Origin of the sequence: Albimonas donghaensis (assembly GCF_900106695.1) — a bacterium.
GTDB lineage: Bacteria > Pseudomonadota > Alphaproteobacteria > Rhodobacterales > Rhodobacteraceae > Albimonas > Albimonas donghaensis.
Genome location: NZ_FNMZ01000001.1, coordinates 1,372,133 through 1,390,824, shown reverse-complemented (window position 1 = coordinate 1,390,824; position 18,692 = coordinate 1,372,133). Strand labels below are relative to the sequence as shown.

Below are 18,692 nucleotides of genomic sequence, written 5' to 3'. Positions count from 1 at the left end.
CGATGAGAGTGGGACGGCGCGCGGGTCAGGCGCGGGCGGGGGGGCGGGAGAGCGTCAGTAGCCGGCCTCCCGATCCACCGCCGCGTCCGGTCTGAGGCCCGCCTCGAGCTGGTCGAGCGCGAGGCCGAGCTGGCGGATGGTCTCCTCGCGCGAGGTGTCGGAGGCCTTGTGCGGGGTCATCATGATACGCGGATGAGTCCAGAACGGGTGATTTTCGGGCAGGGGCTCCTGACGGAACACGTCGAGCGTGGCGGAGCCGATGCGCCCGGCGTCCAGCGCCGCGAGGAAGTCGTCCTCGACCATGTGCTCGCCCCGCCCGATCTGCACCAGCGCGGCGCCCTCGGGCATTTTCGCGAAGAGATCCGCGTTCAGCACGTCGCGGGTCTCGGCGGTCAGGGGCAGCACGTTGACCAGGATCTTGGCGCGGGCGGCGACGGTCTCGATGGCGCCGGGGCCGGAGACGATCTCGACCCCCGGCATGGCCTCTCCGCCCGACCGCGCCGCGGCGATCACCGGGAAACCGAGCGCCGCGACGGCGCGGGCGACCGCCCGGCCCATCAGCCCGTAGCCGAGCACGCCCACCGGCACGGCGGCCGGGGCGGCGGGCCGGAACGACCGGACCCATTTCCGCGCGGCCTGGTTCGCCACGTAGTCGCCCATGCGCCGGTGATGCCAGAGCACGGCGAAGGCCGCGTAGCCGGCCATCAGGTCGGCCTGGGCGTCGTCGCGCACCCGCGTCACCACCGCCCCGGCGGGCAGGGAGGGGCAGGCGAGGATCCCGTCCACCCCCGCCGCGATGGACGCGGCGAGGCGGATGTTGGGGAAGCGGTCGAACGCGTCGTCGGCCGGGTTCCAGCACAGGGCGGCGGTCACGTCCTCGGGCCGCTCGATCTCTTCGGGATCGCGCAGCACGAGCCGGGCGTCATCGAGCCCGCCGAAGATCTTCTTCAGGTCGAAGGGAACCGAGAGGCACACGACCGTGGCGGGCCGGGCGGCCGCCTCTGGCGTCGGCTGGAGGGGCAGGGGCGCGTTCATCTCAGACGTCGAAGTCCGGCTGGCGCTTCTTGATGAAGCGCAGATAGGCCTCCCATTCCGGGTCCGGCTTGCCCGACGCGGCCTGCTTGTCGCCCCAGGATTCGCTCTGGCGGGCGGTGAACTCGGCCAGCTCCTCGCCCACGAAGCGGGGCGTCATGCCCGACCCCATGATGGCGAGCTGGGCCTTGCAGGCGCGCTCCAGGTTGAAGGCGGCCGAGAAGGCCTCGCCCACGCTGCGCCCGCAGGTCATCATGCCGTGATTGCGCAGGATCATGATGTTCTTGTCGCCCAGATCGGCGATCAGGCGCTCGCGCTCCTCGAGGTTCAGCGCGATGCCCTCGTAGTCGTGGAAGGCCACGCGGTTGTGGAACTCCAGCGACCACTGGTTGAGCGGCAGGATCCCCTCCTCCAGCGAGCTCACCGCGACGCCGGCCACCGTGTGGGTGTGCAGCACGCAATGCACGTCCGGGCGGGCCTTGTGGACGGCGGAGTGGATGGTGTAGCCGGCCTTGTTGATCCCGGCGCCGTATTCGTCGCGCAGGATCTCGCCGTCGATATCCACCGTCACCAGGTTGGAGGCGGTGACCTCATCGAAGCGCAGCCCGTAGGGGTTGATCAGGAAGGCGTGCTCGCCCTCCTCGGCCGGGGCGCGGGCCGAGATATGGGTGAAGATGCTGTCGTCCATGCCGAATTCGGCGATCAGGCGATAGGCGGCGGCGAGGTGCACGCGCTCGGCGGGCAGATCGGCCGAGAACTGGCTGTGCAGGGTCATGCGGGCTCCTTGCGGGCGGGTCTGGCGAGCTTGGTCCGTCCGCGCCGTCGATCCGGCGGAACAGGGTCGGGCGTCCCCGGGTCACGGAGACGAAGGGCTGGACCTGCCCGGCGGGACAGGCGATTCTATTGCGTCGCAGCGAAGACTGCGGCGAAAATCTGGACAAATCAACTGTCGACAGTCGGCTATTTTTCGGATCACCTAAAACGCAGCGCGCGGCAGGCGCCTGACAGGTGGCAGGCGCTTGGACGCCACTGTGACGCGGGCCGGTTTCCAGGGGCCGCGTCGGGGGCGCCGCTGCGGAATTGTGTTAAATCCTGCGGGATCGTGGGGGGAATCGGCCGAACATGCTTAACGACGATGCTGCGGCGCCGCCGTCGACCACATTTCAGGCGCTGCAAAGCGACGACCTGGTCACCCGTATCGCCGACCAGGTGGTGCGCGCCATCGGCGACGGCCGCCTGCGTCCGGGCGCCAAGGTGGCGGAGGCCAAGCTGGCCCGTGAACTCGGCACCTCCCGCGCCCCGGCGCGCGAGGCGCTGCGCCTGCTGGAATCCCAGGGCCTGATCGTCTCGCATCCCCGCCGCGGCTTTTTCGTCCACGCCTATGACGCGGACGAGCTGGCCGACATCTACGACCTGCGCGAAGCGCTGGAGCTGCACGCCGCCGAAACCGCCATGGCCCGGATCACCGAGGCCGACGTCGCCCGGCTGACCGCGCAGGTGGCGCTGCTGCACAAGCTGGCCGAGGCCGGGCAGGCGCAGGAGCTGGTGGTGGAGGACTACGCCTTTCACCGCATGCTGTGCGAGATCGGCGGCAACCGGCGCATCGTGAAGCTGTTCGACCACATCTCGACCGAACTGCGCGCCGGCATCGCCATCGTCGGGCGGCTCTACAACGACCCGGTGACGCTGGCCGGCACCCATGAGCCGTTGATGGAGGCGATCCGCGACCGCGACGCCGAACGCCTGAAGACCGAGCTGCGCGAGCATCTCGAAGACGCCCGCATCCACGTGGTGCGGCTTTACCGCGACGCGGCCGAAGCCCCGGGGGACTGACCCCCGCGCCGGGCCGCGCCGCCTTCCCCCCCCCGCAGCTCCCCCCCGCAGCCGAAGGCGCCCCGCGTCAGCCCCGCGTCAGCCCCGAGTCTGGCCGAATCCCAGGTCGAACTGGCGCTTGGCGGCGCCGCGGATCAGGCTTTCGGCCTCCGGCTCCTTGTCCAGCAGGCGCTGGAAATCCCGCCGCGACAGGGTCAGCAGCCGGCAATAGCCGCGCGACACCACCCGCGTGCGCCGCCGCCTCGCCGGGGCGAACAGCGCGATCTCCCCGAAGAAATCCCCGTTGGCCAGCGGCGTGACGCGCCCCGCCCCCTGCGCCTCCAGCGCGCCGGAGGCGACGATGAACAGGTGGTCGCCGCGGGTCCCTTCCTCCAGCACCACCTCTCCCGGCGTCGAGAAACGCGGGCGCAGCAGGCGCGCCAGCCGGGCCTTCTGCTCGGGCGTCAGGCTTTCGAACAGCGGCGTGCGGTCCACCAGCTCGCGCGCCGAAAGCGCCAGGTCGAGCCGCGGCGGCCGGCCCAGCCTGCGGTCGCGGCTGTCCAGATCGCGTGAGAGGTCGTTGAACAGCTCCGGCCCGATGACGCCGTCATGGTGCAGCCGCTCCACCTGCTGGCGTTCCCGCCGCATCGCGGCGCGGGCCAGCAGCAGCCGGTCCATGGCGGCGGTGTAATCCGGATACTGCGCCTCCAGCCCGTCCAGCGCCGCGCGCACATCCGCCAGCCGGTCGGCGAGCAGAAGGCGGAGATTGGCGGTGGCGTCGCCCCCGATCATCGGCGTGACCGTGGTCTCGGCGAAGCGGTCGAGCTCGCGCAGGAGCCGTTCGGTCTCGGTCAGCGCGGTGAGATCCAGCTCGATCGCCTCGCGCAGCGGCCGGTCCCAGCGCAGGCGCCGATGCAGGAAGGCCGCGACCCGGCGCCGGCGCGCGGCGGTCAGCGCGGCGTCGGCGGCGGCCTCGTAGCCTTCGCGCCCGCCGATCCGCGCCGCATCCGCCAGCCGGTCCGCGGTCAGGCGCAGATGCAGCGTGGCGCGGGGGCCGATGGCGCCTTCCTCGAAGGCCCGGCGCACCAGGCGCGATTCCTGGCCCGACAGGATCGCCAGCCCCAGCCGCAGCCGCTCGCCGAAGGGGATGCGCTCGCCCCGCGCCTCGGTGTCGGCATGGGCCGCGGCCTCGCGCGCCTGGGCGTCGAGGCTTTCCTGCACCGAGGCCACCATGTCCGGGTCCAGGTCGCGTTCCGCCGCCAGGTTGGCCACCACCCGCCGCACCCGCGCGAAGGACCCCGCCACGATCCGCTCCCGCAGCGCGAGATCGGCCGGCGTCAGCGCGTCCAGCCCCAGCCGTCGCGTCACCAGCGCCAGGGTCGGGGCGTTGATCAGCAGGGTCATCAGCGCGTAGCCCGCGGCGATGGCGCCGACGCGGGCCGAATCCTCGCCCAGCGCGATCAGCTCGGTCAGCGACAGGGCCAGCACCAGCGTCACCGCCCCGCGCACCCCGCCCCACAGCAGCAGGATCCGGCGCGGTCGCGACAGCGGCGCGGTCAGCCCCGCCGCCGCCAGCCCCGGCAGGACCGCGAACAGCAGCAGCGCGCGGGCCGCCAGCGCCGCGACATAGACCAGCGGGACCAGCGCCGCGTCCCGCGCGTCCAGCGACAGCAGCAGACCCGGCGTCAGGGCCGCGGCGATCAGCAGGATCAGCACGTTGCCCCAGAAGCCGATCTGGCTCCACACCGCGCGCACCGTCGCCCAGTTGCCCGGCCCCATGCGGATGAACCCCTGCGAGCCGGTGGCGAGCCCCGCGAAGACCACCGCCACCACGCCCGAGGCGCCGAATCCCTGCTCCGCCAGCAGATAGGCGCCATAGGCCAGCGCCACGGTCAGCGACGCCTCCGCCACCGCCGAGCGCCCCAGCAGCGCGAAGGCGCGCGAGGCCGCGAAGCTCGCCCCCAGCCCGGTCGCCGCGCCCACCGAGAACCCCCAGGCGAAGTCCGAAGCGACGTCGAGCGGCCCCGCCGCCGCCGCCGTCGCCGCGGCCAGCAGGGCGGAGAAGATGGCGATGGCGGCCGCGTCGTTGAGCAGGCTCTCGCCCTCCAGCAGCACCACCAGCCGGCGGGGGGCGCCGATCTCGCGGAAGGTGCCGATGACGGCGGCGGGGTCGGTGGTGGCCACCGCCGCGCCCAGCATCAGCGCCGCGATGATCCCGATCGAGGACGCCCCCCATACCGACAGCCCCACCGCGGCGGTGGCGGCGGCGACGGCGACCACGGCCATGACCATGACCACCACCCAGTCCTCCAGCAGGCGGCGGGTGTTGACCGACAGCGCCATCTCGTAAAGCAGCGGCGGCAGGAACACGTGCAGCAGGCTGGAGCTGTCGAGCGCCATCTGGTCGAGAAACCACAGGTCGTAGCTGTCCAGCGCCCCCCCCGAGACGTCCAGCCCGAAGCCCGAGGTCGCGACCCCGTAGGCGAGCCCCAGCGAGGCGACCACCACCGGCAGCGGCAGGCCGGAGGCCCGGGCCGCGGGCGCGGCGAAGGCGGCGATGGCCAGAAGCAGCGCGAAGGCGGCGACGGCGAAGACGACGATCTCCAAGCGGGCGGTCCTTCGGGGTCGGGGGCGGGAAAGCCCGGGGGGCTGGCCGGGCCGGGCCGGGACGAGTCGATTTGGGCGGGGCGGGGTGGGGCGCGTTCCGCCGGCCCCTCCCGCGCAATATAGGCCCGCGCCCCGCCGGCTTGCCATACTCGACGGCGCATCGGTCGCGCGCAACCGCCCCTCCTCGTCGTATCGCGCGCCCCGCTTCGCAACCCCGCCTCGCAACCCCGGCTCGCGACCCCGGCGCGGCCCAGGCTCGCGAGATCGTGCGCCCCGACCGGGTCCGCCCGCCCGCGCGCGCCCGGAGCGCGGCTTGCCGGCCCCACGACCGAAGGCTAGCGTCTGCGCTTCCGGCGGAGGCCGCGCGGCGTCGCCCGGGCGCGACGCCGGACGCGCAATGGATTCGGAGATGGCGGATGAGCGGGCGCGACGCTCCGGGGCATCGGGCGGAGATCGACCGGCGCAAGGCGCTGGGTCTGGGGCTGGGTCTGGGACTGGGTATGGGTCTGGGCATCGGCGCCGCGGCGCTGGCGCTCGGCCCCGGTCGCGCGCGGGCCGACGAGGCGGACGTGGCCCCGCGCCCCGGCGCGCTGGTCATCGGCTCCGGCGATCCGGACGGGGTCTACTACGCCATCGGCCAGGCCATCTGCCGCTTCGTCTCCCGCGACCGGGAGGCCGCCTCCGCCCCCGCCTCCAACGCCCCCGCCTCCAACGCCACCGCCTCCAACGCCGCCCCGCTGACCTGCGAAGCGCCCGCCACCTCCGGCTCCATCGAGAATCTCGAAGGGCTGCGCGGCGGCCAGTTCCAGTTCGCGCTGGTGCAGTCCGACTGGCAGCGCGAGGCCTGGGCCGGGCTCGGCCGGTTCGATCAGCGCGGCTTCGGGCGCCTGCGTTCGGTCCTGTCGCTGCACCGCGAGGTGTTCACCCTGGTCGCCCGCGACGCCACCCGCGCGACCCGGCTGGAAGACCTGCGCGGGATGCGGGTGGATGTGGGCGCCGCGGGCTCCGGCCGGCGCGCCACGCTGGCCGCGGCGATGGCGGCGCGGGGCCGCTCGCTGGCCGATTTCGCCGAGATCAGCCAGCTCGACGCCCGGGCCCGCGCCGCGGCGCTGGCCCGCGGCACGCTGGACGCGGTGGTCGACATGGTCGGCCATCCCAATGCCGGCACCCGCGCCGCCATGGCCGCGACCGAGGCCCGGCTGCTGCCCGCGCGGGGCTGGTGGGCGGAGCAGCTGATCGCGGGCCCCTCCGGCTACGCCCGCGCCGAGATCCCCGGCAAGGTCTATCGCGGCGCGCCCGACCCTGTGCCCAGCTTCGGGCTGCGCGCGACGCTGGTCACCACCGCCGACATCGACCCGGCGGTGGTGCGGCGGCTCACCCGCGCGATCTTCGCCAATTTCGATCGCTTCAACCGCCTGCACCCGGCGCTGGCCGGGCTCGACGCCGCCGAAATGATCCGCGACGGCCTGCACGCCCCCCTGCATCCGGGGGCGGAGACCTATTATCGGGAGCGCGGCTGGCTCTGACCCCGGCTCACGCGTCGCCGCCGCCGCGCTTCGTCCCGCCTCCGGCCCCGGTCCCCCGCGGCTTGCGGCGCGGGGACGGGGCGGGCGAGGGAGCGGGCAGGGGCGCGGGACGGGCGGCCAGCGCCTCCAGCAGTTCCGGACGCGCGGCGAGCTCCACCCGCTCGGGCGCGGTCAGCCAGCCCAGCGCCTGACCCGAATCCCGCGCCGCCTCGATCTTGGCGCGCGCGGTCAGGGCGGCGAGATGGCGGGACTCGTCCTCGGCGGCCGAGGGCGCGGGCCCGGCCAGCGCCGCCAGATGCGCCTCCGCCAGCACCGGGTTGGCGGCGAGATCCGACAGCCCCTCGGCCCCGTTGCGGCGGATGCGCTCCGCCGCCGCTTCGGCCTGGGCCCAGAGCGGATGCGGCGCGCGGGCCTCGGGCGTGTCCAGCAGGCCGATCCGGGCGAAGCCCGCGCCGACCCGGGGATCGGCGCCCAGGCGCGACAGGATCGGCGCCAGCAGCAGCCCCGCCACCACCGGCGACAGCCAGATCAGCACCTCGGGCTGGGTCACCAGCAGGGCCGCGGCCAGCAGCGCGCCCGCCGCCGCATGGCCGGCATGGTCGGCGATCGCCTCGCGCCAGGGCGGGGCGACGCCGTCGCGGGTCTGCGGGTTCCACCCCGAATCCCGCCCCAGAAGAATGTCGACCACATGCCGGCTCTGCATCAGCATCATCACCGGCGCGATCAGCGCGGAGAGCAGCAGCTCCACCACCGCGCCCGCCGTGACCCGCAGCCCGCCCCCGTATCGGCGGCGGATCGAGCCGCTGGCCAGCGCCCGCCCCAGCCCGATGAACTTGGGCAGCAGCAGCACCCCCATCGCGCCCACGAACAGCCAGGTCATCCGGATCGCGTCGAAACGCGGCCAGGAAGGGAAAAGCTGGAAAGTCGCCGGAAAATATTCCGGCCGATACCACGACGCCTGCACCGTGATCGCGAGCCCCACCAGCAGCATCAGCAGCCAGACCGGCGAGGCGAGATAGGACCCGATGCCGATCGCCATATGCAGCCGGTTGGGCCAGCGCAGCCCCCGGGCGCCGATCACCGCGGCATGTTGCAGATTGCCCTGCGCCCAGCGCCGGTCGCGCACCGAAAAGGCCGAGAGCGATTGCGGCAGCCCCTCCCAGCTTCCCTCCAGGTCGGGGTCCATGCGCACGTCCCAGCCGGCGCGGCGCAGCAGGGCGGCCTCGACGAAATCATGGCTCATCACATGGCCGCCGAAGGGCTTGCGGCCGGGCAGCTCAGGCAGGCCGGCGCTGTCGGCGAAGGCCTGCACGCGGATCACCGCGTTATGGCCCCAGAAATTGCCGTCGTCGCCCTGCCAGGCCGACACCCCGCGCGCCACCACCGGGCCGTAAAGCCCGCCGGCGAATTCCTGCAGCTTGGCGAAGGGCGTCTCGGCCCCGGTCAGCGCCGGGGTGGTCTGCAACAGGCCCAGCCGCGGCGCCGCCTGCATCCGGCGCACCATCTCCAGGATGGTCTCGGGCAGCATCAGGCTGTCGGCGTCCAGCACCAGCATGAAGTCATAGCGCCCGCCCCAGCGCTCGACGAAATCCTGCACGTTGCCGGCCTTGCGCCCGGTGTTGAGCGTGCGCCGCCGATACCACGCCGCCATCCCGCCCGAGGCCGGGTCGCCCAGCGCCTCGCGCAGCGCGGCGAAGGCGGTGGTCTCCCGGCTCCAGGCGTCGGCGTCGCGGGTGTCGGAGATGACGAAGATCTCGAAATCATCCGCATGGCCGAGCGCCGCCAGCCCCCGCCCCATGGCGGCGAGCGCGCCCATCACCTCGGCCGCGTCCTCGTTGTAGACCGGCATGACGATGGCGGTGCGCGCGGTCAGGGGCGCCTCGGGGTCGGTTTTCGGGGGGCGCGGGGTCAGCAGCAGCCCCGCCAGCGCGGCGCAGGCGGGAAAGGCGATCCAGCCGAAGGTCAGCACGAACAGGAAGCGCAGCGCCATCTGCAGCGCGCTGATGCGGTCGGATTCGAAGGCCTGCATCATCTGGTCGGCGCCGATCCACGTCACCGCCAGCGCGCCGCCCAGCGACAGCGCGCGCGCCGCCAGCACCCGCCGGCCGGGCCAGGCGAACCGGCCCCGCGGCGGGACGCGGCCCAGATCCTGCGGGACCATGCGCAGCCGGTCCTCTCCCGGAACCGGCCGGTCCGGCGCGTCGCCGCCCCCCGTCCGGGGCGACCGGGGCGCCGGGGACGGGGCCGGGGACGGGGACGGGGAGGCGGCGCCGACCCCGCTCATGCCGGCGTCCAGCGGTAAAGCCAGGTCTCCGACACCGGCTCCCCGCCCTCGGCCTTCACCAGCTGCAGGCGGAATTCCGCCCCGCCCGCGTCGGGCGGGTTGAAGCCGATCACCACCCGCGCCACCCCCGTCCGGGGCAGGGAGCGCAGGTTGAGATGCATGATCCTGCCGGCCGAGGTCTCGGCCCGCGCCCGCAGCGCGCCGATCGGACGCTCGCCGATGTCGAAATCGACCACCAGCATCCGCCGCTCGCCCTCGTTCACCGAGCGCCCGGCCCGCGTCTCCCGCACCCGCGCCGAGGGCGCCTCGTCGGGCGGCAGCGCGCACCAGTAAAGCCGGTAGGCGAACGGATGCTCGCGCTCCGCCGCCAGCGCCCCGCGGGGCCGCCAGAACGAGACGATGTTGTCGTTGAACTCGCTGTCGGTGGGGATCTCCACCAGCATCGTGTCGCCCTCGCCCCATTCGTCGAGCGGCGTGACCCAGGCCGAGGGGCGTTTCTCGTAGCGCGCCTCGGCGTCCTGGTAGTCCTCGAAGGCGCGGCGACGCTGCACCAGCCCGTAGCCCCGCGGGTTCACGTCCTGGAAGGCCGAAAGCTGGAGCGTCACGGGATTGGCCAGCGGCCGCCACAGCCGCTCGCCATGGCCGGTGAGCATCTGCAGGCCCATCGAATCATGCACCGCGTCGCGATAGTCGTCGACGCGCCCACGCTCCTTCGCCCCGAAGAAATACATCGAGGTCAGCGGCGCGATCCCCACCTGGGTCAGCTCCACCCGCGGGATCAGGGTGGAGCGGACGTCGACCACCGTCTCCGCCCCCGGACGCACCAGGAACTCGTAGGCGCCCACGACCGACTGGCTCTCCAGCAGGGCGTGCAGCTTGAACTCGGTGGCGTTGCGCGACGGGCGATGCAGCCAGAACCGGGTGAAGACCGGGAATTCCTCGCCGCCGGGGGCGCCGGTGTTGATCGCCAGCGCCCGGGCCGAGAGCCCGAAGATCTGGTCGCGCCCGATGCCGCGGAAAAAGCTCGCGCCCTGGAAGACCGAGATCTCGTCATGCATCTCCGGGCGGTTGATGGGATAGCGCAGGCGGAAGCCGGTCCAGGCGTGGCCCTCGGCCGCGCCCTCGGGCGCGCGGCCGTCGGGCAGGCCGAAGCGGGCCTCGTCGAAATGCAGGGCGGAAGGGTCGAAAGGCAGCGGCCGGACCGCGCCGTCCTCGACCACCGCGATGTCGACCACGTCGCGATAGATCGCGCCCGGGGGCATCAGGTCGATCTCGAAGCCCAGCCCCTCGCCCCGCCAGATCCGGTGATCCTCGCGGTAGCGGATGGCGCGGTAGGCGTCGTAGTCGAGGTCCGAGAACACGCCCGACAGGGTCTGGCGACGGTTCTGGTGGCTTTCGCGCGCCCGGTCGCGGGCGGCCTGGAGCACGGTTTCGAATCCGAAGGCGGGCGCGGCGGGCGGGGTCGGGTCGCCCTGGGCCTGGGTCGTGTCCTGGGCGGCGGCGGGAAAGGGCGAGGCGATCCAGCCCGCCCCCAGCGCGCCGCCGGCGGAGGCGGCGAGGATGAAGCGCCGACGGTCGAGCGGGGCCGCCGTGGGCGCCGCGGGGGACGGCGGCGTTCCGGACTGTGCCGCATCGCGAAGCGCTGCCGGGGAGGACGGCGTGGGGGAAGGGGCCGTCGCGTCGGGGTGACGGCGACGGGCGGTCGCGTCCGGGGCGCGGTCCGGGCTCATGTCGCGGGGCATCGGGGGCGTGGTCTCCGTCATGCGTGGGCCTGCGGCCGCGGGGGCGGCCGTGTCCCTGGGTGGAAGCCGGACCGCGCGTCCTGCGCGCGGCCGGAGAGAGGGGGCGACATCCGTCGGCCCGACCGGAGGCGTCCGGCCTCGCCGCGGACGCCGTTTCGGCGGACCCGAAGCGCATCCGCCCCGCCCCGCGGGGCGGCGAAGGGCGGCAGGCGGCCGGGGTTCGTCGCGTCGGGGCCCGTCGCGTCGGGGCTTATCGCGCCGGGGCCTATCGCGGCGGGACCTATCGCGACGGGGCTCGCCGCGCCGGGGCGGGCCGCGACGGGCGCCTTCGCCTGGGCGCTCATGGGGGCGAGGATCCGCACGTCGTCACGCTCCTGGTCTGGGCCGTCCCGGCACGCCCGGAACGGGCGCTCGGCTGGCGGTGGGGGAGAGGCGCGCCCGGATCGCCGGCCCTCCCGTCGAGAACGGGTCCGGGCGACGTCGGACGCGGACCCGGCGCGTCGCGAACGGTCGGGTCCTTCGCCTCTCATAGCGCCGCCACGGGGTTGAGCTAGCGCGTCCGAGCCCAAGAGAGAGGGCTGCGACGTTCCGCGCACGCCGGAACCCCGTCTCCGCGGCGTGCCTGTCAATCCGCGCGCGCAAACGGGGCCTCAAGGTGGCGGCAAGGCGGCGGCGCCGGGGCTTTCGCGCCGCAACGCGGCATGACGCGGCGTTCGCCGTCGCCGCAACGCCGCTCCGGCCGGCGCCGGGGGTCAGAGCTTGCGGATCACCGGGTTGGGGCCGGGCTCGAAGGCGAAGCCGGGATGGGCGGCGATGAACTCGTCCGTCGCCGTCCGCGCGCCGCCGTAGTCGTGGTAATCGTCCAGGATGATCGCGCCCCCCGGGCTCATCCGGTCGCGCAGCCAGCCCAGGCACAGCGTGACCGGATCGTACCAGTCGCAATCCACATGGGCGAAGGCGACGGGGCCGGTCTCGACCCCCGGCAGCGTGTCCTCGAACAACCCGACATGAAAGCGGATCCACGCCGCCTCCGGGTCCAGCCCGAAGTCGGCGAAGCTGCGCAGCACGTCGCCGTGGAGATCGTCGCGATAGCCGTAATAGTCCTCCCCCCCGCCGATCCCCTTGGAGGCGCCCGAGCGGATGACCGCATAGCGCTCGCGGGACTTGTCGTCGTCCTTCGCGGAGGTCGGCTCGGGGATCATCGAGAACACGTCGAAGCCGTGAAAGGGCCGCTCGGGGTCGGCCTCGTCGGCGATCAGGATGGCGGAGCCGCCGAGCGCCACGCCGAATTCCAGCAGGGCGCCGGGCACGCGGGCGTCGCGGATCTCGGCCAGCAGGCGCTCGATTCGCAGCAGCTTGGCGGGCGAGAGATAGGTCAGCCGGGCCGCGCGCACCGCCTTGGCGCGCTCCGAGATCAGGTCGACGGGATTGGCGGGCGCGGGGTCGGCCGAGGCGGGCGGCGTGGAGGTCATCAAGCGGTGTCCGTTCGCGGAATGCGGGCTGGGCGCAGCCTAGCCGGTTCGGGCGCCGGCCTTAACCCCTCTTCTCCGGACCCCTTTCTTTTCGGGGACTCGGCCGAGGGCCTCCCCCGCGGGGCGGCGGGCCCTCGCGAAGGACGTCCGCCGTCGCCTCGCCGGGAAAGGCCGGTCCGGACCGGGTCGGTATCGGTCCCCGCGCGTCTCGGCCGGCATCCTCCTGCGGGCGACGGCCGCCCGCAGGGGGCGCGCCGGGCGTTCATCCGCGACGCCGCGATCGCGCGCCCCGTCTCAACCCCGTTTCAGCCCCGTCTCAGCCCCGCCTCAACACTGGGGCAGGTTCACCGCCAGCCCCCCGCGCGAGGTCTCCTTGTAGCGCTCGTCCATGTCGCGCCCGGTCTGGCGCATGGTCTCGATGCAGGCGTCCAGCGGCACCAGATGCGCGCCATCCCCCCGCAGCGCCAGCGAGGCCGCCGCCGCCGCCTTCACCGCGCCCATCGCGTTGCGCTCGATGCAGGGCGCCTGCACCAGCCCGCGGATCGGGTCGCAGGTCATGCCCAGATGGTGCTCCAGCGCGATTTCGGCGGCGTTCTCCACCTGCGCGTCGGTCCCGCCCAGCGCCGAGCACAGCGCCGCCGCCGCCATCGCCGAGGCCGCGCCGACCTCCCCCTGGCACCCCACCTCGGCGCCCGAGATCGAGGCGTTGGTCTTGATGATCGCGCCCACCGCGCCGGCCACCAGCAGCATGTCGCGCACCGTCTCGCGCCGGGCGCCGGGGGCGTGGTCCACATACCAGCGCGTGACCGCAGGCAGCACGCCCGCCGCCCCGTTGGTGGGCGCGGTCACCACGCGCCCGCCCGCCGCGTTCTCCTCGTTCACCGCCATCGCGTAGCAGGCCAGCCAGTCCGAGGCCGTCCCCAGTCCCGGCACGTTGATCCCGCGCTCGGCCTCCAGCTGGTCGCGCATGGTCTTCGCCCGGCGCCGCACGCGCAGCCCGCCGGGCAGCTCCCCCTCCTGGCCCAGCCCCCGGTCGATGCAGCTCGACATCGCTTCCCACAGCCGGTCCAGCTCCCGGTCCAGCGCGGCGGGGCCGTAGCGCGCGTCGGCATTGGCCCGCGCCATGCGCGCGATGGAAAGTCCCGTCTCCCGCCCCCGCGCCAGAAGCTCGGCCATGTTGGCGTAGGGATGCGGCGGGGGCGGGGGCGGCGCTCCCGCCGCGCCCTGCTCGAACTCCCGCGCCGTGACCACGAAGCCGCCGCCGACCGAGTAATAGGTCTCGGTCATGTGCAGCTCGCCCAGCGCGTCATGGGCCGAGATCACCATGCCGTTGGCGTGATGGGGCAGGGCGGGGCCGTAGTCGAAGATCACGTCCGCGTCCGGGTCGAGGCTCAGCGGCGGCAGCCCCTCGGGCCGGGCCAGCCTGGTGGCGGCCAGTTCGGCCAGCGCCGCGTCCGCCCTGTCGGGGTCCAGCGTGGCGGGGGCGAAGCCCAGCAGCCCCAGCAGCACCGCGCGGTCGGTGGCGTGGCCCTTGCCGGTGAAGGCGAGCGACCCGTGCAGCCGGGTCTCCAGCCGGGCCGGGGGGCCGGCGCCGGGAATGCGGTCGCGCCCGTCCCGCAGGGCGTCGAGGAATCGCGCGGCGGCCAGCATCGGTCCCATGGTGTGGGAGCTCGAGGGGCCGACGCCGATCTTGAAAATATCGAAAACGCCGAGGTCCATGTGCCGACCCTCGCCGTTTCGCAGGCGCCGCGCAATGGCGGGAGCGGCGCCGCGGATGCGGTTCGCGACGCGCCGTGCGCTGCCCGGGCGGGCCGGGCGCGCGGAGGGCGTCGCGTAAAACGAGCCAGGGCGAGCTTGGAGCGAGCCGGGGGCGGCGCGACAGGGCGCGGGACCGGAAGGCGGCGTCTCCGGTCAGGCGCGCCCTGGGGATCCGGCGGCCTGTCCGCTCTCGCGCGGGGGCCGGCGGCGCGGGCGCCCGGGCGCGGGCGGCGCCACGGGGCCTGCGCCGCCTCCGACCCCGGAAGCCGCGCGGAGCCTCGGTCCTGCGGCGGGCCGGCGCCGCGAATCCCGCATCGCCTCAGCGTCTTGGCCGGAGTTCGAAGTCCCGCGGCCCCGCCCGTTCGCCGCCGGTTCCCCGTCCGTCCGCGCCTCGCCCCGGCGGCGCGGCCTGGCGAAACCTTGTCGCAGGCGCCTGACGTCACGTCGCGGCCCGGCCCCGCGCCGCGGGCCGGGACGGCGCTTTCCGGTCCGGCCCGGCGTCCCCTCCATAAGGCTCGCGCGCAGGCTGCATCGCCGGAAACTGACATTTGTTAGGCGTTCCCTTGGGCTTGCGCCGCGCCGCGCCGCGCCTGCGCGGGAAGTCGCGGCGCGCGGCGGCGCCGCGCAAGTTCTCGCACCCGCAGCGCAAGTCATCGCCATGAAGTCAAGTCCTAAGGATGGCTTCTTAATTCATCGCTTGATCGACCCTTGCAAATCTGTAGGAATCCGCGTTCAACCAAGGTGATCCGGGCCAACCGGACAGGGAGACAGGGGAGGAAAGATGTTCGGAACCCAGGTTCCGAACGCCGGCGCGATGACTTCATCGCGCGGCGTTCGTCGCATGTATTTCAATCGGTCGATGAGCCGGTCTTCGGACCGCGCCGCGGCCATGTCCGCTTCGGCGGCGCCGCTCCGGGTGGAACAGGGACCCGAGACCACGGCCCGCGGCCCGGCGGTGACGGCATGAACGTCGCCGCGGCCGGCATGGCGCCGGGCGGGGGCGTCCCCGTCATCTCCGTCAAGAACGTCACCGTCCGCTTCGGCGGGATCGTGGCGCTGGACGGAGTCGAATTCGACATCCATGACGGCGAGATCCTCGGCCTGATCGGACCCAACGGCGCGGGCAAGACCACGCTGTTCAACTGTCTCAGCCGGCTCTACACGCCCAACGAGGGCGACGTGCAGCTGCATGGCAAGACCATCCTGGACCAGCCCGCCCACCGCATCGCCGGCATGGGCATCGGGCGCACCTTCCAGAACGTCGCCTCGTTCTCCAACCTCTCGGTGCGCGACAACATCCGGGTGGGCGCGCATTCGGCCTCCAAGTCCGATCCCGTCTCCGACGCGCTGCGCCTGCCCTGGGTCCGCAAGGGCGGCGAGGCCATCGACGCCAACGTCAACGAGCTGATCGGCTGGCTGGAGCTGGAGGACGTCGCCGACCTGCCGGTCGCGGGCCTGCCCTTCGGCACCCAGAAGCGGGTGGAGCTGGCCCGCGCGCTGGCCACCGATCCCAAGCTGCTGCTGCTCGACGAGCCCGCCGGCGGCCTCAACCACGACGAGGTCCACGAGCTCGGCTCGCTGATCCGCAAGGTGCGCGACGAGCGCGGCGTGACCGTCCTGCTGGTGGAGCATCACATGGCGCTGGTCATGTCGGTCTCCGACCGGGTGGTGGTGATGAACTTCGGCCGCAAGATCGCCGAAGGCACCCCCGAGGAGGTCCAGAAGAACCCCGAGGTCGTTGCGGCCTACCTGGGAGGCGGCGACGCATGAGCAATATCCTGGAAGTCCGCGGGCTGGAGGCGTCCTACGGCGATCTCACGGTTCTGCGCGGCATCGACTTCGACATCGCCGACGGCGGAGTCACCACGCTGCTGGGGGCCAACGGCGCCGGCAAGACCACCACGCTGCGCGCCATCTGCGGCATGATCCGCCGCAAGGGCGAGATCACCTTCGAGGGCAAGCGCATCGACCGCATGTCCACCGAGAACATCGTGCGTCTGGGCGTCGCCCAGGTGCCCGAGGGCCGCGGCACCTTCACCACCCTGACGGTGGAGGAGAACCTGCAGCTCGGCGCCATGACCCGGCCCAACGACAAGTCGATCCATGAGGATATCGAGAAGTCCTTCCACTTCTTCCCGCGCCTCAAGGAACGCCGCACCCAGCAGGCGGGCACGCTTTCGGGCGGCGAACAGCAGATGCTGGCCATCGCCCGCGCGCTGATGCTGCGTCCCAAGCTGATGCTGCTGGACGAGCCCAGCTTCGGCCTCGCGCCGCTGATCACCAAGCAGATCTTCGAGATCCTCGCCGACGTGAAGCGCGAAGCCGGCGTCTCCATGCTGATCGTGGAGCAGAACGCCTCGCTCGCGCTCGGCATCGCCGACCACGCCTACCTGATCGAGACCGGGTCCATCGTCATGTCCGGGGAGGCGAAAGCCATCCGTGAGGACGAGTCGGTGCGCGCCTCGTATCTCGGCTACTGAGGAGCGGGACATGGACCTTTTCATTCAGCAGGTTGTCTCCGGCTTCGCGACGGGCGGCATCTACGCCTGCATGGCGCTGTCGGTCGTGATGATCTACCAGGCCATCCACCACCTGAACTTCGCCCAGGGCGAAATGGCGATGTTCTCGACCTACATCGCCTGGCAGCTTCTGGCCTGGGGCCTGCCCTACTGGGCGGTGTTCCCGCTGGTCATCGCGATCAGCTTCGTGGGCGGCTTCGCGGTCGAGCGCATCGTGTTCAAGCCGATCGAGAACGCGCCGGTGCTGTCGCATATCGTGATCTTCATCGCGCTTTTCGCCATCTTCAATTCCTTCGCGGGCTTCATCTGGGACTTCACCATCAAGGCGGTGCCGTCCCCGTTCGGCGACGGGCCGCTTTATCCCGGCGCGCCGATCGGCACGCATCAGGCGGGCATGATCGGGGTGACCATGGTCGTCCTCGTGATGCTCTGGGCCTTCTTCCGCTTCACCCGCATGGGGCTCGCGATGCGGGCTGCGGCGGCGAACCCGGACAGCGCCCGACTGGTCGGCGTCAAGGTGTCGATGATGACCGCGCTGGGCTGGGGCATGGCCTCCGCCATCGGCGCGGTGGCCGGCGTGCTCATCGCCCCGGTGGTGTTCCTGGAGCCGAACATGATGCTCTCGATCCTGCTCTACGGCTTCGCCGGCGCGGTGCTGGGCGGGCTGACCTCGCCCGCGGGCGCGGTGCTCGGCGGGTTCCTGGTGGGCATCATCGAGAACCTGGCCGGCACCTACATCCCCGTCATCGGCGGAGAGCTGAAGCTTCCCATCGCGCTGTTCCTGATCGTCGCGGTGCTCCTGATCAAACCCGCGGGGCTTCTGGGCCGCCGCACCGTGCAGAGGGTCTGACATGGCGACCTCGGAAGAAAACATGACCGGCGGCCCCGCGATCCCGCGGGCCGCCGCTGCAAGCGCCAAGAAGTCGGGCAGCTCGCTCGGGACCATCGTGCTGGCGGTGCTGGTGATCGGGGCGGTGATCCTGCCCTTCGCCTCGAAGAACTTCTTCATCTTCCAGATGACCCAGGTGATGGTCTACGCCATCGCCATCCTCGGGCTGAACCTGCTGACCGGCATCAACGGCCAGTTCTCGCTGGGTCACGGCGCCTTCTATGCGGTGGGGGCCTACACCGCCGCCATCCTGATGGAGATGCAGGGCGTCCCCTATGGCTGGACCATCCCCATCGCGGGCGTGCTGTGCTTCGTGGCGGGGTTCCTGTTCGGCCTGCCGGCGCTGCGGCTGGAGGGCGTCTATCTCGCGCTCGCCACCTTCGCGCTGGCGGTGGCGACGCCGCAGCTGCTCAAGCTTTCCCCGTTCGAGCACTGGACGGGCGGCGTGCAGGGCATCGTCATCATCAAGCCGGACGCGCCCTTCGGGCTCGACGCGGTGCTCAACCCCGACCAGTGGCTCTATTTCTTCACGCTGGTCATCGGACTGTTCCTCTACTGGCTGGCCCGCAACATCGTGGGTTCGCGGACGGGGCGGGCGCTGATGGCGATCCGCGACAACCCGATCGCGGCGCGCTCGATGGGCGTGAACACCGCGGTCTACAAAGCCACGGCCTTCGGGATCTCGGCGATGTTCACCGGCGTCGCCGGCTGCCTGGGCGCCATCGTCATCCAGTTCGTCGCGCCCGACAGCTTCACCTTCGCGCTCTCCGTGGCGCTGCTGGTGGGCCTGGTCATCGGGGGCGTGGGCTGGCTGCCCGGCGCGCTGCTGGGGGCGCTGTTCATCGTCTTCATCCCCAACGTGGCCGAGGACATCTCCAAGGGTCTGGCGGGCGCCTTCTACGGCTTCTTCCTGATCGCCGTCATCTACCTCGCCCCGCAGGGCGCGGGCGGTCTGATCCGCTCCGGCCTGGCGCGGGTCAAGCGGATGCTCTGACGGCCGCGGCCGCCGCGACCCCGATGGGGAAGAGCTTTTCGGCGGACTCGTCGCCAT

General features: G+C 72.7%; 14 protein-coding genes. 7 read left to right on the top strand and 7 right to left on the bottom strand.

The annotated features are described in order from the left end of the window. Positions 1-54: 54 nt before the first annotated feature. Both BLV24_RS05820 and BLV24_RS05815 read right to left on the bottom strand, forming a co-directional pair. On the bottom strand, positions 55-1,035 hold the full coding sequence (locus BLV24_RS05820) for an NAD(P)-dependent oxidoreductase (RefSeq protein ID WP_092680137.1): 981 nt from the start codon (positions 1,033-1,035) through the stop codon (positions 55-57). Position 1,036: 1 nt separating this feature from the next. Beyond that, positions 1,037-1,807 carry a class II aldolase/adducin family protein gene (locus BLV24_RS05815; protein ID WP_092680136.1) on the bottom strand — a complete coding sequence of 257 codons (771 nt, stop codon included), beginning with the start codon at positions 1,805-1,807 and terminating at the stop codon, positions 1,037-1,039. A 347-nt stretch (positions 1,808-2,154) separates the two neighbouring features. Between BLV24_RS05815 and BLV24_RS05810 the strand changes: the two genes are divergently transcribed. Continuing rightward, complete coding sequence (locus tag BLV24_RS05810) at positions 2,155-2,865, top strand: GntR family transcriptional regulator (protein ID WP_092680135.1); 711 nt, start codon at positions 2,155-2,157, stop codon at positions 2,863-2,865. Positions 2,866-2,943: 78 nt separating this feature from the next. Here the strand turns inward: BLV24_RS05810 and BLV24_RS05805 are convergent, their stop codons facing one another. Beyond that, positions 2,944-5,451, bottom strand: coding sequence for a cation:proton antiporter (locus BLV24_RS05805; RefSeq protein WP_176954635.1), 2,508 nt, complete (start codon positions 5,449-5,451; stop codon positions 2,944-2,946). 416 nt (positions 5,452-5,867) lie between these two features. Between BLV24_RS05805 and BLV24_RS05800 the strand changes: the two genes are divergently transcribed. Further along, a complete protein-coding gene (locus BLV24_RS05800; protein WP_092680133.1) occupies positions 5,868-6,977 on the top strand; it encodes a TAXI family TRAP transporter solute-binding subunit in 1,110 nt (369 codons plus the stop codon). Between the two features lie 7 nt (positions 6,978-6,984). Here the strand turns inward: BLV24_RS05800 and mdoH are convergent, their stop codons facing one another. The 4 genes from mdoH to BLV24_RS05780 all read right to left on the bottom strand — a co-directional run bounded on the left by mdoH (position 6,985) and on the right by BLV24_RS05780 (position 14,194). Continuing rightward, positions 6,985-9,261 (bottom strand): glucans biosynthesis glucosyltransferase MdoH, encoded by a 2,277-nt coding sequence (gene mdoH / locus BLV24_RS05795; protein WP_092680132.1) that lies wholly within the window; start codon positions 9,259-9,261, stop codon positions 6,985-6,987. Beyond that, positions 9,258-11,003, bottom strand: a complete 1,746-nt coding sequence (locus tag BLV24_RS05790) for an OpgD/OpgG family glucan biosynthesis protein (protein WP_245710391.1) — start codon at positions 11,001-11,003, stop codon at positions 9,258-9,260. The genes mdoH and BLV24_RS05790 overlap by 4 nt, the downstream gene beginning before the upstream one ends. 752 nt (positions 11,004-11,755) lie before the next feature. After that, positions 11,756-12,475 (bottom strand): TylF/MycF/NovP-related O-methyltransferase, encoded by a 720-nt coding sequence (locus BLV24_RS05785; protein ID WP_092680131.1) that lies wholly within the window; start codon positions 12,473-12,475, stop codon positions 11,756-11,758. A 327-nt stretch (positions 12,476-12,802) separates the two neighbouring features. Further along, positions 12,803-14,194 (bottom strand): L-serine ammonia-lyase, encoded by a 1,392-nt coding sequence (locus BLV24_RS05780; protein ID WP_092680130.1) that lies wholly within the window; start codon positions 14,192-14,194, stop codon positions 12,803-12,805. A gap of 820 nt (positions 14,195-15,014) precedes the next feature. On the opposite strand from BLV24_RS05780, the gene BLV24_RS21475 reads away from it, so the two are divergent. From BLV24_RS21475 to BLV24_RS05760, 5 genes are read left to right on the top strand one after another with little or no spacing between them, the layout of a single operon-like run. Further along, positions 15,015-15,200 carry a hypothetical protein gene (locus BLV24_RS21475; RefSeq protein ID WP_143040227.1) on the top strand — a complete coding sequence of 62 codons (186 nt, stop codon included), beginning with the start codon at positions 15,015-15,017 and terminating at the stop codon, positions 15,198-15,200. Continuing rightward, positions 15,197-16,003, top strand: coding sequence for an ABC transporter ATP-binding protein (locus tag BLV24_RS05775; RefSeq protein WP_245710390.1), 807 nt, complete (start codon positions 15,197-15,199; stop codon positions 16,001-16,003). Before BLV24_RS21475 ends, BLV24_RS05775 begins: the two co-directional genes overlap by 4 nt. Further along, positions 16,000-16,713 carry an ABC transporter ATP-binding protein gene (locus BLV24_RS05770; RefSeq protein WP_092680129.1) on the top strand — a complete coding sequence of 238 codons (714 nt, stop codon included), beginning with the start codon at positions 16,000-16,002 and terminating at the stop codon, positions 16,711-16,713. The genes BLV24_RS05775 and BLV24_RS05770 overlap by 4 nt, the downstream gene beginning before the upstream one ends. A gap of 10 nt (positions 16,714-16,723) precedes the next feature. After that, the gene (locus BLV24_RS05765; protein WP_092680128.1) at positions 16,724-17,602 is read left to right on the top strand and encodes a branched-chain amino acid ABC transporter permease; all 879 of its coding nucleotides are present in this window, start codon (positions 16,724-16,726) and stop codon (positions 17,600-17,602) included. Between the two features lie 22 nt (positions 17,603-17,624). Further along, positions 17,625-18,635 (top strand): branched-chain amino acid ABC transporter permease, encoded by a 1,011-nt coding sequence (locus tag BLV24_RS05760; RefSeq protein WP_218133338.1) that lies wholly within the window; start codon positions 17,625-17,627, stop codon positions 18,633-18,635. The last annotated feature ends 57 nt before the right edge of the window (positions 18,636-18,692 follow it).

Bases quoted from the DNA above. Each gene is read 5' to 3' on its own strand.
- BLV24_RS05820 (WP_092680137.1), bottom strand. From the start codon at position 1,035: ATGAACGCGCCCCTGCCCCTCCAGCCGACGCCAGAGGCGGCCGCCCGG.
- BLV24_RS05815 (WP_092680136.1), bottom strand. From the start codon at position 1,807: ATGACCCTGCACAGCCAGTTCTCGGCCGATCTGCCCGCCGAGCGCGTG.
- BLV24_RS05810 (WP_092680135.1), top strand. From the start codon at position 2,155: ATGCTTAACGACGATGCTGCGGCGCCGCCGTCGACCACATTTCAGGCG.
- BLV24_RS05800 (WP_092680133.1), top strand. From the start codon at position 5,868: ATGAGCGGGCGCGACGCTCCGGGGCATCGGGCGGAGATCGACCGGCGC.
- mdoH (WP_092680132.1), bottom strand. From the start codon at position 9,261: ATGAGCGGGGTCGGCGCCGCCTCCCCGTCCCCGTCCCCGGCCCCGTCC.
- BLV24_RS05790 (WP_245710391.1), bottom strand. From the start codon at position 11,003: ATGCCCCGCGACATGAGCCCGGACCGCGCCCCGGACGCGACCGCCCGT.
- BLV24_RS05785 (WP_092680131.1), bottom strand. From the start codon at position 12,475: ATGACCTCCACGCCGCCCGCCTCGGCCGACCCCGCGCCCGCCAATCCC.
- BLV24_RS05780 (WP_092680130.1), bottom strand. From the start codon at position 14,194: ATGGACCTCGGCGTTTTCGATATTTTCAAGATCGGCGTCGGCCCCTCG.
- BLV24_RS21475 (WP_143040227.1), top strand. From the start codon at position 15,015: ATGTTCGGAACCCAGGTTCCGAACGCCGGCGCGATGACTTCATCGCGC.
- BLV24_RS05775 (WP_245710390.1), top strand. From the start codon at position 15,197: ATGAACGTCGCCGCGGCCGGCATGGCGCCGGGCGGGGGCGTCCCCGTC.
- BLV24_RS05770 (WP_092680129.1), top strand. From the start codon at position 16,000: ATGAGCAATATCCTGGAAGTCCGCGGGCTGGAGGCGTCCTACGGCGAT.
- BLV24_RS05765 (WP_092680128.1), top strand. From the start codon at position 16,724: ATGGACCTTTTCATTCAGCAGGTTGTCTCCGGCTTCGCGACGGGCGGC.
- BLV24_RS05760 (WP_218133338.1), top strand. From the start codon at position 17,625: ATGACCGGCGGCCCCGCGATCCCGCGGGCCGCCGCTGCAAGCGCCAAG.